Genomic DNA, 12,708 nt, shown 5'->3' on the forward strand with positions numbered 1-12,708 from the left:
GATCCCCTCAGCCGGCCAGCGTTCGCATATCGCGCAAGCCGTATTCATCCCCCAGCGCCAGCCGGGCCGCCCGCAGCGCGCCGCGCGCGGCCGCCGCATCGCCCGCCAGCCGCAATAGCGCCGGCAGTTCCCACGGCGCGCGCAAGAGCCTGCCCAGCACCGCGCCCACATCGGTCTTGCCGTCATCACCCATGCCCGCCGCCGCGGCAGCCGGGACCGCGCGGCTGGCCGGGTCGATCACCACGCGGCAAGCCGCGAACGGCAGCCGGCAAGCCGCCGCCATGCGCGCGGCGAGGTGTGATTCCATGTCGACGCAAAGCGCCCCCGTGGCCCGGTGCAGCATCTGCTTGGCGGCAACCGAAAGCACCGGCTGGTCCGCGCCGGCAAGGACCCCGACCCTGGCATGCGGCAGTGCCGCGTGCATTGCCCGGGTCCAGGTCATGTCGGTGTCGTAGCGTTCGCCTGCCGCGCAGACCGAGTCCGCCAGCACGAGATCGCCCGGCGCCAGCGCGGGATCCAGCCCGCCCGCCACGCCAAAGCTGAGAATGCCCATGCAGTACCGGCTCGCCATCGCGGAAACGCCTTGTTCCAGCGCAAGGCCGCGCAGGCCGTGCACCACGCGGCAATGCGGGCCGGCGGCGATGCGCGCCTCGAACGCCATGCCGGTGACGACCAGCACGAACGGTGCCGTCATAGCCCCCAGGACACCTGGTGCGCGCCGCCGCGCTGCAGGTTGCGGTAGCGCGCCAGCGCCCACAGCGGGAAGTAGCGCGCATAGCCGTGATAGCGCAGGTAGAACACGCGCGGAAAGCCCACGGCGGTAAAGCGTGGCTCATGCCACAGCCCGCCGGATTGCTGCGTGCGCAGCAGGTAGTCGATGCCGCGTGCCACCGCCGGATGCCGCGCGGCGCCGGCTGCCATCAGCGCCAGCAGCGCCCACGCGGTCTGCGAGGCCACGCTCGGCGCCGGCTCGTAGCCGCGGTAATCGAGCCGGTAGCTGCTGCCGTCCTCGCCCCAGCCGCCGTCGGCGTTCTGGATCTGTTCGAGCCAGGCCACGGCGCGGCGCATCTCGGGGGCTTCCGGGGCCAGGCCCGCGGCGTTCAGCGCGCACAGCGCGCTCCAGGTGCCGTAGATATAGTTGGTGCCCCAGCGGCCGAACCAGCTGCCGTCGGGCATCTGCTCGGCCAGCAGGTAGCGCAGCGCGCGCGCGGCGGGTTCGCTCTTGCCCGGCGTGGCGCCGATCTGGCACAGCATCGACAGGCAGCGCGCGGACACGTCCGCGGTGGGCGGGTCCAGCAGCGCGCCATGGTCGGCAAAGGGGATGTTGTTCAGGTAGAGATGCGTGTTCTCGGGCTCGAACGCGCCCCAGCCGCCGTCGCTGCTTTGCATGCCGACGATCCACTCGGCGGCGCGCGCCACGGCTTCGTCATAGCGGCCCGGCACATCGTGCGCGCGCATGTAGCGGTCCATCGCGGCGGCCACCACGGCAGTGTCGTCCACGTCCGGGTAATAGGGATTGGCGTACTGGAAGGCCCAGCCGCCGGGGCGCACCCGTGGGCGGCGCACGATCCAGTCGCCGCGCACGTCCAGCACCTGCAGCGGCCTGAGCCAGTCCAGGCCGCGCCCGGCCGCGGCGGTTGCGCGCGCCTCGCCGGTTTCCAGCAGCGCGTGCGCGGCCAGCGCGGTATCCCACACCGGCGACAGGCAGGGCTGGCAATAGGCTTCGTCGCCGTGCTCGACCAGCAGCCGCTCGATGGATTGCCGCGCCACCGCGCGCGCCGGGTCGTCGGGCGGCACGCCCAGCACGTCGAACATCATCACGCTGTTGGCCATTGCCGGGAAGATGGCGCCCAGGCCGTCCTCGCCGTTGAGCCGCTCACGCACGAAGGCCTGCGCCGCGGCAATGGCGCGCCGGCGCAGCGTGCGCGGGACGAGCGGCTCGGCCACGCGCAGCAGCGCGTCCAGGCCGCGGAACACGGTGTACCAGCCGGCGTGCTGGTGCGCCGCGCGCGGCGGCAGCCGCACCGTATGGCAATTGCCGACGAACAGCTCATTGATGCCGACCCCGCGCGGGTTGCGCGCCTGCGGGCGCAGGCTGTTCAGCACCAGCAGCGGCACGATCACCGTGCGCGCCCAGTACGAGACCTTGGACAGGTGGAACGGGAACCACTGCGGCAGCAGCATGATCTCGACCGGCATCATCGGCACCGCCGACCACGGCATCACGCCGTACAGGGCCAGCAGCGTGCGCGTGAATACATTGCTGGCCTCGGCGCCGCCCAGCGCGTGGATGGCCCGGCGCGCGCGCTGCATATGCGCGGCCTGGGGATCGTCGCCGGCCATCTTCAGCGCGAAATAGGCCTTCACGCTGGCGCTGACGTCGGAGCGGCCTTCATGGAACAGCGGCCAGCCGCCATCGGGATTCTGGATGCGGCGCAGGTAGCGGGCCAGGCGGGCTTCAAGCTCCAGGTCCGGGGCTTCGCTGAGGTAGTGCACCATCAGCACGTATTCGGCGGGAATGGTGGCGTCGGCTTCCAGTTCATAGACCCAGTGGCCGTCGGGGCGCTGCTGGTGCAGCAGCGCGTCGATCGCGCGGCCGATGCCGTGGTCCAGTGCCTGCGCGGCGCCGCGCGGCGAGGGGCTGTCGCCCGCGCTGGCCGGCGCGATCCGTGGCACTGCCGTGGCAAAGGCGGTCTCATTCATCGACATGCAGACTCCTTATGCCGGTGCGCGGCGCGGCCGCGCCCGGCATGCATCGGGTGCAGCGCTCAGCCAATGGCGTGGCGCAGCACGATCCAGAGCAATTGGGCGCGCGGCAGGCGCACGCGCTGGCGCGGCGCGCGCCAGCCCTGCGTGCGCAGCCGCGCCAGGATGCGGTGGTAGACCTCGGCCATGATGCGCGGCGAGCGCACCTGCCGGGATGGGCAGCGCGCCATGATGGCATAGGCCTGGTCATAGTGCGCCTGGGCCTCGCGCGCCACGGCCGCGCAGGCCTGGCCGACGGCGGGGTGGGCCACCACGGCCTGGGGCGTGTCCGCCCCGATGCCGGCCGCGGCCAGCGCTTCCGCCGGCAGGTAGAGCCGGCCGATGGCAGCGTCTTCGTCGATATCGCGCAGGATATTGGTCAGCTGCAGCGCGCGGCCCAGGTGGTGCGCAAGCGCAATGCCGCACGCTTCTTCCAGGCCGAACACGCGCACCGCCAGCCGGCCGACAGCGCTGGCGACACGATCGCAATACAGGTCGAGGGTGGCCGCGTCGGGGGCACGGATGTCCTGCACCACGTCCATGGTCATGCCGTCGATCACGGCGAGGAAATCCTGCTGCTGCAGGTGGAAGGCCCGGATCTGCGCGCTCAGCGGCTGCAGGGCGCGAGGCGGATTGCCGGCGTAGCAGGCGGCGATGTCGTGGCGCCAGGCATCGAGCGCGGCAAGGCGCTCGGCGTGCGGTGCGTTGCCGTCGGCGATGTCGTCGACCGCGCGGCAGAACGCATAGATCTCGAACATGGCCTGGCGCTGCGCTGACGGCAGGATGCGCAGCGCGGCATGGAAGGAACTGCCGGCCGATGCCGCTGGGCCGGCCTGGCCGCCATGGTCGGCGGCGACAGGGGCGTCTTGCGTTGCGATTTGAGTACCGGCCACGTAACTCCTCGACACGCTGCATACCGTCCCGCACTGACCGCGCAGCATCCGTGCGCGCCCACTGGCGGGAGGGTGGTTGTGGGTCGGCCGATTATAGCAATTTCACCCGTTGCAGGATCGCAGTCTCCACCGCCCCGGTGCCGGCGCGCCAATAAAAAAGCCCCGCGCCGAAGCTGCGGGGCTTTCCTTCCGGCCGGTCCGCTGGACCGGCCCGGACTCCACCGGTATCAGAGGGCCTGAATCTTGGTGGCTTGCTCGCCCTTCTGGCCCATGGCCTTGACGTAGCGTACCTTCTGGCCTTCCTTCAACGACTTGAAGCCATTGCCTTCAATTGCGGAGAAGTGCGCGAACAGATCATTGCCACCTTCATCCGGCGTGATGAAGCCGAAGCCCTTGGCGTCGTTGAACCACTTAACGGTACCGGTTTCCATATCTATCTCAACCTTGAATTTCAAAATGAGCGAAAACGCTCGTTATACACCGTGTGCAACGCACCCAGCGGATCCTTTTTATGTTCCCCGCCAGCGCATTCCATATGACTTCGATATGTCGCTGTCGTGACAACCGAAAACGTCACGGAACGACAACACCAAAAGACACACCGCATGGGCGCTGCACAAGTGGGAATCATTCTGCCGAATTTTCCCGGCGTGTCAATCAGGCTAAGCGCCTAATCATGATGAGAGGTTCCGATAGGAGATGTTAGCGTTTTCTACTTCGGCTTCAGTTCAGTGAATTCCCTGATTTTCTATTGGCGGATTTGGTTGTGCGTGCACCGTCAGCGAGCGCGATGCCACGCCCCCGGGCATAATGGCTTCCGTCCGGTGCATGGGCGTGCCATCTTTTTTACAAATTCTTACGGCAGCCAATGCCTACCGCGTTCGGGGGAAGCGGGCGCGGCCCGGAGATATCATTATGCTGGCAATAAAGGCCAGGCCGGTGGCCGCGCTCGCGTCATGCACAGACATACATGAGCGCGCTCACTGTATGCGGGCCCATACATAAAAGATCGGAACGGGGAATCCATCATGGCGTTTCAAACCTAGCTGTCCGGCATTGCGGTTGCGGACAGCCCCACCACCCGTCGCGCACGGGGCCTGGACTGTTTCCGTTGTTTGCATTTGAGACTGAGGGCCGCTCGCGGTGCGCCCGTACCACGAGCGTGGCTGGCGCGTGCCCTGCGGCGCTGCGGCGCGCGTTAATGCGCGAGCCGGCTCAATGTCTCAGTGTTGGGACAATTGTTGACAATGTGATCCATGCGTCTGTCCTAGCATTCGTTTGCCGGATACCATCGGATTTTTCCGATTCTGAGGTCCACAGTCGGACACAAGGCGGCGACGACCGCATCAGGAAATGTTGTGCGTGAGGCACTTGCCGGCGTGCGCAGAGAAGAGGAAGCAAGCCTGTGAAGCAGCTGGAGGAAGCACAAGGGAGCCGGGGCGGTCGCATGCCGTTCCGATCGGGGTGGGTAGGGATGCGCATGGCGCAGCGGGTGCAAGGCATCGCGCTGGCCCTCGGGGCGGCGACGGCTGCGGCCGCGCCGGTGCCCGCGGCGCAGACGGCATCCTTGCCGTCGATCGCCTTGCACTACGGCGCCAAGCCGCCGGTTGACGCCCTGCAGGCCTTCGACATCGCCGTGGTCGAGCCCGACAGCGGCTTCGACCCGCGCCAGGCGGCGACGCCGGCCACCGCCTGGTTTGCCTATGTCAGCGTGGGCGAGGTGCTGGAGAGCCGCCCCTACTTCAAGGACATCCCCAAGGCCTGGTTCGTCGGGCGCAATGACGCCTGGAACGCCCCGGTCATCGACCAGGCAGCCGACGGCTGGCCCGCCTTCTATGTCGACAAGGTGATCGCGCCGCTGTGGCAGCGCGGCTTCCGCGGCTTCTTCCTCGATACCCTCGATTCCTACCAGCTTGCCGCCAGGACCGACGCCGAGCGCGCGCGGCAGGAAGCCGGGCTGGTGCGCGTGATCCGCGCCATCAAGGCGCGCTACCCCGAGGCGCGCCTGGTCTTCAACCGCGGCTTCGAGATCCTGCCGCAGGTGCACGACCTGGCCCATGCCGTTGCCTTCGAATCGCTGTTCCGCAGCTGGAACCAGGCCCAGGGCCGCTATGTCAATGTGCCGCAGGCGGACCGCGACTGGCTGCTGGCGCAGGCGCGCACCATCCGCGAGCAGTACCGCCTGCCGGTAATCTCCATCGACTATTGCCCGCCGGCGGACCGCCGCTGCGCACGCGAAACCGCGCAGCGCATCCGCGCGCTGGGGATCACGCCCTATGTGGCCGATCCCGGGCTGCAGACGGTTGGCATCGGCAAGGTCGAGGTGCTGCCCCGGCGCGTGCTGGTGGTGCAGGAGCGCCGCCCCGGCGTGTCGATCGATGATTCCGAGGGCGTGCGCTTTGTCTCGATGCCGCTCAACTACCTTGGCTATCGCGTGGATTTCGCCGAGACCAGCGAGGACCTGCCCGAGATCGGGCCGGACCGCTACGCCGGCGTGGTGGTGTACCTGTCAGGCAATGTCACGGCGCAGCCGGGACGCTTCTATACCTGGGTGCAGGCGCGCATGGCGCAGGGCATGCCGGTGGTGTTCCTCAACGACTTCGGCACCAACGTGAGCGGCGCGGTGGCGCGCAGCTTCGGGCTGAAGACCGTCAAGGGCCGCGTGTCGGGCCCGGTCGAGGTGCTGGCCAAGGACCGGATGATGGGCTTCGAGATGCCGGTGGCCCCCGACCGCACCCAGGCCGAAGCGATCCAGGTGCCGGACGGCGATGGCTACCGTTCGCTGCTGCGCCTGCGCTCGGGCACGCTGACCTATGACGCCGCCGCGATCACGCCGTGGGGCGGCTATGTGCTGGGGCCGTATGCGGTGCGCCAGAGCGGCAACGGCAACCCCCAGAGCCGCTGGGTGGTGCAGCCGCTGGACTTCCTGCGCGAGGCGCTGCGCCTGCCCGCCATGCCCGTGCCCGATGTCACCACCGAGAACGGCCGGCGCCTGCTGACCATCCATATCGACGGCGACGGCTTTGCCTCGCGCGCCGAGATTCCCGGCGGCGGTTTCTCCGGCGAGGTGCTGTTCCGCGAGATCTTCGACCGCTACCGGCTGCCGATGACGATGTCGGTGATCCAGGGCGAAGTCAGCAAGGACGGCATGTACCCCAGGCTCAGCGCCGAGCTTGAGCCGATCGCGCGCAAGATCTTCGCGCAGCCTTATGTCGAGGTGGCCAGCCATACCTTCTCGCATCCGTTCGAATGGTCGCGCACGGTGCCGGCACCGCCAGGGCAGGCAGCGCAATCCAGCGGGGCCGCCGTGGTCGAGGGCGACGAGGCCTTCCACCTGAGCATCCCCGGCTACAGCATGGACCTGAACCGCGAGATCGGCGGCTCCATCGACTACATCAACCGCACGCTGGCGCCGGCCGGCAAGCCGGTCAGCATGCTGCTGTGGTCGGGCGACTGCCAGCCGCCGGCCGAGGCGCTGCGCCTGACCGACAAGGCGCGCGTGCTCAACATGAACGGCGGCGATACGCTGATCACGCGCAGCAATCCCAGCTGGACCGCGATTGCGCCGCTGGGCATCAACAAGCCCGGCGGCACCTTCCAGGTATTTGCGCCCAACCAGAACGAGAACGTCTACACCAACCTCTGGCACGGCCCGTTCTACGGCTTCGAACGCGTGATCGAGACCTACGAGCTGACCGACAAGCCTTATCGCTTCAAGCCGGTCAATATCTACTACCACAGCTATTCGGGCACCAAGGCCGCGTCGCTGAAGGCACTGCGCAAGGTCTATGACTATGTGCTGGCGCAGCCGCTGCTGCCGCTGCACTCGACCGACTACGTGCGCAAGGTGCTCGACTGGCAGGACATGGCCGTGGCGCGGGACGTTGGCGACGGCGGGCCGGGCAGCACCGGTGCCGAATGGATCGTGCGCGGCGACGGCAACCTGCGCAACCTGCGCTGGAGCGGCGCGGGCATGCCCGACGTGGGCGCGGCGCACGGCGTGACCGGCACCTCGCCGGCACCGGGCGGCGGCATCTACCTGCACCTGGATGGCGGCGATGCGCGCTTTGCCGTGCGCGACACCGTCACTGCCCCGGCCGCGCCGCAACTGGCCGAAGCCAACGGCATCGTGCGCGACTGGTCGCAGCGCGATGGCGTCACGCGCTTCGCCTTCAGCGGCTACTTCAAGCCATTCTTCCGTCTTGCCAACGCCGGCAACTGCCGTGTGAGCGTCGATGGCAAGCCCGTACAGGCCGTCCGCGAGCGCGACACGCTGCGCGTGGACACCGCACCCGTCACCGATCCGAACCATGCCAGGCAACAAGTCGAAGTCCGCTGCGCCGGTTGAGCGCGAGCGGCTGCTACCGCCGGCGCTGGTGCTGACTTTCACCGCGATGGTGGGGATCGGCCTGGCGTTGATGTTCCCGCGCGAGACCCTGCGCGAACGCCTGCTGGGCCAGGGCCGCACCATCGACGGGCTGACCATGGCCTACCTCGAAGCCTGGTGGAAGGTCACGCCCGACGACCCCGCTTTCATGGGCGTGCTGGCCGAACAATACGCGCGCACCGGCCGGCTGGAAGAGGCGCAGGCCATGCTGGCGCGCATGCAGGCGGTGCAGGGCACCGACCTGTCGGGCCAGATCCTGCGCACCCGCATCGAGATCGCGCAGCAGCGCGCCTGGGCCGCGCTGCCGGATACGCCTGAGCGCGAGCAGAACCTGGTGCAGCTGCGCAGCCTGCTGGACCAGGCTGCCGGGCGCAGCTGGGGGCTGGCCGACCTGCAAACGCTGGCCACGCAGTCCAGCCAGGCGGGCGCCCAGGACGCCATGCGCAAGTTCTATGCGGCGCTGGCCAGCCAGGACCGTAACAACGCGGCCTTCTGGAACCGCCAGCTGGCCGATATGGCGATCGCGGGCGGCGATTATCGCGACGCCGCCAACGCCTTGTTCGCGCAACAGGCGGCCGCCACCACGCTGGCCGAGCGGCGCGCGCTGTTCCTGAAGGCGGTGCAGACGCTGCAGTCAGGCAACCTGCTGGACGAAGCGCTGGCGCAGGCCGAGCGCCACGGCGGCAAGCTGCTGGACGATCCGGAGGTGCTGCGCTACCTGACGAAGCTGGCGCTGGCGGCCAACAAGCCGGAGCAGGCCAGCCGCTATGTGGAGCGGCTGCTGAAGGTCTCGGCGCGCATGCGCGATGCCGGGGACATGGCGTTGGCCGCGCGCCAGGTCGAGGTGCGGCGCATCGCCGCCAGCCAGCCTTGGGCCGAGCGCGGCCTGGTCTTCCTCGACGGGCCGCGCGGCCTTGCCTTGCGTGAAGCGCTGGCCGCTTCCGGCCAGCTGGGTACGCGCAAGATTGCGGCGCGAGCTGCTGCTCCCGCGCAAGCACCGGCGGAGCCAGCCGACAAGCCGTTCAACGCCGACGACTACGAGCTCGCCTATCGCGTGTTCCTGTCGGCCGGCAAGCTCGACCAGGCGCAGCGCGTGGCCGAGACCGCGGTGCGCCGGCTGCCGGGCGAGGCGATCTGGCGCGAACGGCTGGCCCAGGTGGCCGAATGGAACCGCCAGCCCGCCGTGGCCCTGAAGAGCTGGCTCGACTATGCCCGCGCCACCAACGACGAGCGTGCGTGGGATGCGGTGATGCGGCTCGCCCCCGGTCTGTCCGACGATCGCGCCTACCTGGCCGCGCTGCGCCACCGCGCGGGCGGCTCGGACCTGAAGACCGTGGACGAGGTGGTGGCGGCCTACGAACGCCTGGGCGAACCGGAAGAGGCCATGCGCTTTCTCGAAGGCCTGAGCCACGGCCCCAGGGCGCGCGACATCATGGAGCGCCACGCCGCGCTGGCCGAGCGCGCCGGCAACGACGAGCGCGCGTTCCAGATCTATACGCAGCTGCAGCAGCGCTTTGGCCCACGCCCTGCCTATGCCCTCAAGCTCGCCAACCTGCTCTATGTGCGCGGCAAGCTGGCGCAGGCGCTGGACGCCATGCTGCCGGCGCGTGCCACGGCCGGGAAGGAAGACATCCTTTACTGGCGCACCTTTACCGAGCTGGCGCGGCTGAACCAGCGCGACGACCTGCTCAAGGACGGCTATCGCCAGCTGATGCTGGCGGCGGCACAGACGCAGGACGAACACTGCCTGCAGATGCCGGCGGGCCCGGCGCGCAACGACTGCCTGGACGAGGTCCGCGACACGCAGGAGGCGGATTTCTCCAACCTGATCGCCTACTACGACAAGACCCCGATCGACGCCGGGCGCATCGCCGAGGCCGACTGGCGCCGCAGCGGCAAGCCGGCATCGCTGGAGCTGGCGCTGTACTACTACACGCGTGCCCATGCCTACCCGCGTATCGAACGCCTGCTGCGGGACATGACGCCCGGGCAGCGCCAGGCGGCAGCGCAGTCGAGCCGCTTCCTGATGCGGCGCGCGGAGTACTACCGCGTGACCGGCCAGCGCGACCTGGCTCTGGCCGACCTGCGCCACGCCGCTGGCCTGCGCGATGCCGACAGCGAAACCCTGGCGGCGCTGCTGTGGACGCTGGTCGACCAGGGCAGCGCTACCGAGGTGCGCGCGGTGATGCGCCGGGTGAAGGACGACGCGGAAGACAACCCCGACCTGTGGGGCGCCTTTGCCGCGGGCCATATGCGCTTCCAGGACGGGCGCGCGGCCATGCACTACCTGCGCAGGCTCAATGACGGCAAGAGCGCCGATCCGCTCTGGCTCAGCCTGATGGCCGATGCCTATGAAACCATCGGCCAGACCGACATGGCCTGGCGCGTGCGCCGCCAGGCCTGGATCGACCTGCACCACGGCTGGTCCCAGGGCGGGGTGCGCTATGCCAGGCTGAGGCCCGACAACACCGACGGCGACGAGGAGTACGAGAACGAGTCCGGCGCGCCTTCGCGCGCGGACCTGCGCCGCCAGACCGTGGCGCTGGGGCAGATCTTTGCCTCGGGCGATGTCTCGCGCGCGCTGGTGATCCAGATGCTGCGCGCGGACCGCGCTTCCACCGCGGCGCGCGAACTGGCGCCGCCGATGGCGGGCGCGCCGTCGCAGTTGGGCGAGGTGGCCGGGCTGCCGCCGCTGCATGAGGCGGCAACTGCGCCCGCGGAGGTCGTGCGCAACGCGGCCCGCCGCGATGCCGCGCTGTCCGCGGCCGGTCGCGATGCCGCTTTGGCCTGGGCGATGTCCGCGGAATCCAACGAACTGGCGCGCGGCTGGCTGGCCCGCCAGTATGTCAACCGGCTGCAGCGCCCGGCCTATGCCGAGGTGGCGATAGCGCTGGACCAGCAGGACATGAACAGCCTGGACCGCATCCTGGAGCGCCAGGCCGGCCGCGTGCCGGTGGCCAACCAGATCGAGGCCAACCAGCAACTGAACCGCATCGGCGCCGCGCAGACGCTGGCCTTCGAGACCCAGGAGCGGGCCCGTTCCGACGACACGCTGCAGGACACCTTGCAGGAGACGCTGCTCTACAACGCCCAGGCGATCGAGCCGCGCGTGAGCTTCATGCACCAGAAGCCGCTGGAATATACCGAAGGCAGCCTCGCGGGTGGCGTGCGCCTGTGGGACGGGTATGACCTGAACCTACGCGGCACCTGGCGCGACCAGCGCAGCACCGACCCCCAGCAGCTGGTGAACGTGCCGTCGTCCGACCGGCGCGCCGACCTGTCGCTGGGTTATCGCGACGACAGCAAGCGCTGGCGTGCCACTGCAGGCTACCGCGAGGGACTGGACACGATGGCGACCGCGCGCTTCTTCGGCGAGTGGAACCAGCAGGGTCGGCTGCAGTTCAGCACCCTGGCCGGGCTGAACCAGCCGGCCGATGAATCGGCGCCGCTGCGCGTGGGCGGGGCCAAGGACGTGGTGGGGCTGGGCGCAACCTGGCGCTTCAGCCTGCGCGAGTTCGTCGGCGCGCGCATCGAGTACAGCAGCTTCCGCGGGCAGGACCGCAGCGCGCTGGGGCATGGCATGGTCTATGACGTCGAGGCCGGCTACAGGATCCGCACCTCGTATCCGGACTACACCGTGCGTGTGGTCGGCACGCATGCCAACTACAGCGCCAACGGCGGCAGCCTGACGCCGCGCATGGCGTCGCTGGTGCCGGTCGGCGACGAAGCCACGCCGGCGTTCTACATGCCGCAGGGCTTTACGCAGGCCGGCGTGCTGTTCGGCTTCGGCACTGAGCTGCTGGATGAGTACACACGCAAGTGGCGGCCGTTCGGTGAAGTGGGGCTGCTGCGCGACACGCGCGCACGGCAGAACTTCCGCGTGCAGGGCGGGCTGGCCGGATCGGTGTTCGGCAACGACCACCTGGCGCTGTATATCTCGCATGAGACCGCGGCGCGCAACGGTGGCAAGCCGCTGACGGAACTGGGAATGCGCTATCGCTGGCTGTACTGAGCCGGCGGCAGCGGATGGCACGGATCGGGTAACAACAGGACATGGAAAAGGGGATGAAGATGAACAAGCAAACCACGGCAGTGACGGGCAAGACGGTGGCCAGGCGGCTGGCGGCATGGTGCGGCGCGCTGGGCGCGGCACTGTGGCTGGCGGGTTGCGCGGTGACGGATGTCGGCCGCGCGCCGGCGCTGGCCCGCGGCGAGACCATCGCGGTGCTGCCGATCGTGAACTACACCGAGACGCCGCAGGCCGGCCTGCGCGCCGAGGCGATTGCCGAGAGCCTGCTGAAGACCGGCGGCGTGGCCAGCCTGAAGCGCTATCCGGCCAGCCTCAATCCGGAAACGCTGTTCGAGCCGGCCGAGCGCGAGGCCGTGGGCAAGGCGCTGGAATGGGCGCGTGCCGAGAAGGCCCGCTACGCGCTGACCGGCGCGGTGCAGGAGTGGCGCTACAAGGTGGGCGTGGACGGCGAGCCCGCGGTCGGCATCTCGCTGCAGCTGCTGGACGTGGCCAGCGGTGAAGTGGTGTGGTCGGCCACCGGCAGCGACAGCGGCTGGAGCCGCGCGTCGCTGTCGGGCACCGCGCAGAAGCTGCTGCGCCGCCTGCTGGCGCCGCTGATGCAGGGCTGAGGCGGCGGCAAGCCATCAGGACGAGGCTGCACACCGATGCGGCGA

General features: G+C 69.3%; 7 protein-coding genes. 3 read left to right on the forward strand and 4 right to left on the reverse strand.

The features are described 5' to 3' along the window. Nucleotides 1–7: 7 nt before the first annotated feature. The 4 genes from AC1Q7H_RS08945 to AC1Q7H_RS08960 form a co-directional block, all read right to left on the reverse strand. On the reverse strand, nucleotides 8–694 hold the full coding sequence (locus AC1Q7H_RS08945; protein ID WP_013953810.1) for a phosphorylase: 687 nt from the start codon (nucleotides 692–694) through the stop codon (nucleotides 8–10). After that, the gene (gene shc, locus AC1Q7H_RS08950) at nucleotides 691–2,709 is read right to left on the reverse strand and encodes a squalene--hopene cyclase (protein WP_492381128.1); all 2,019 of its coding nucleotides are present in this window, start codon (nucleotides 2,707–2,709) and stop codon (nucleotides 691–693) included. Before shc ends, AC1Q7H_RS08945 begins: the two co-directional genes overlap by 4 nt. Nucleotides 2,710–2,768: 59 nt before the next feature. Further along, nucleotides 2,769–3,638, reverse strand: a complete 870-nt coding sequence (gene hpnD / locus AC1Q7H_RS08955) for a presqualene diphosphate synthase HpnD (protein WP_013953808.1) — start codon at nucleotides 3,636–3,638, stop codon at nucleotides 2,769–2,771. Between the two features lie 227 nt (nucleotides 3,639–3,865). Further along, on the reverse strand, nucleotides 3,866–4,069 hold the full coding sequence (locus AC1Q7H_RS08960) for a cold-shock protein (protein ID WP_010810931.1): 204 nt from the start codon (nucleotides 4,067–4,069) through the stop codon (nucleotides 3,866–3,868). Nucleotides 4,070–5,085: 1,016 nt separating this feature from the next. Here AC1Q7H_RS08960 and AC1Q7H_RS08965 point away from each other — a divergent pair. Genes AC1Q7H_RS08965 through AC1Q7H_RS08975 form a run of 3 tightly spaced genes read left to right on the forward strand, consistent with a single transcriptional unit; the run spans nucleotide 5,086 to nucleotide 12,663 of the window. Beyond that, the gene (locus AC1Q7H_RS08965; RefSeq protein WP_492377943.1) at nucleotides 5,086–7,986 is read left to right on the forward strand and encodes a bifunctional glycoside hydrolase/polysaccharide deacetylase family protein; all 2,901 of its coding nucleotides are present in this window, start codon (nucleotides 5,086–5,088) and stop codon (nucleotides 7,984–7,986) included. Continuing rightward, nucleotides 7,949–12,037, forward strand: coding sequence for a tetratricopeptide repeat protein (locus tag AC1Q7H_RS08970; protein WP_492381129.1), 4,089 nt, complete (start codon nucleotides 7,949–7,951; stop codon nucleotides 12,035–12,037). The genes AC1Q7H_RS08965 and AC1Q7H_RS08970 overlap by 38 nt, the downstream gene beginning before the upstream one ends. 59 nt (nucleotides 12,038–12,096) lie before the next feature. Further along, entirely contained in the window at nucleotides 12,097–12,663 is a 567-nt protein-coding gene (locus tag AC1Q7H_RS08975) for a transporter (RefSeq protein WP_041228943.1), read from the forward strand. Nucleotides 12,664–12,708: the final 45 nt, after the last annotated feature.

It is taken from the genome of Cupriavidus sp. GW823-FHT06D04 (genome assembly GCF_058795055.1).

Excerpts from the sequence above, each read along its gene's own strand:
- AC1Q7H_RS08960 (WP_010810931.1), bottom strand. The coding sequence starts at position 4,069 with ATGGAAACCGGTACCGTTAAGTGGTTCAACGACGCCAAGGGCTTCGGC.
- AC1Q7H_RS08970 (WP_492381129.1), top strand. The coding sequence starts at position 7,949 with ATGCCAGGCAACAAGTCGAAGTCCGCTGCGCCGGTTGAGCGCGAGCGG.
- shc (WP_492381128.1), bottom strand. The coding sequence starts at position 2,709 with ATGTCGATGAATGAGACCGCCTTTGCCACGGCAGTGCCACGGATCGCG.
- AC1Q7H_RS08945 (WP_013953810.1), bottom strand. The coding sequence starts at position 694 with ATGACGGCACCGTTCGTGCTGGTCGTCACCGGCATGGCGTTCGAGGCG.
- AC1Q7H_RS08965 (WP_492377943.1), top strand. The coding sequence starts at position 5,086 with ATGCCGTTCCGATCGGGGTGGGTAGGGATGCGCATGGCGCAGCGGGTG.
- AC1Q7H_RS08975 (WP_041228943.1), top strand. The coding sequence starts at position 12,097 with ATGAACAAGCAAACCACGGCAGTGACGGGCAAGACGGTGGCCAGGCGG.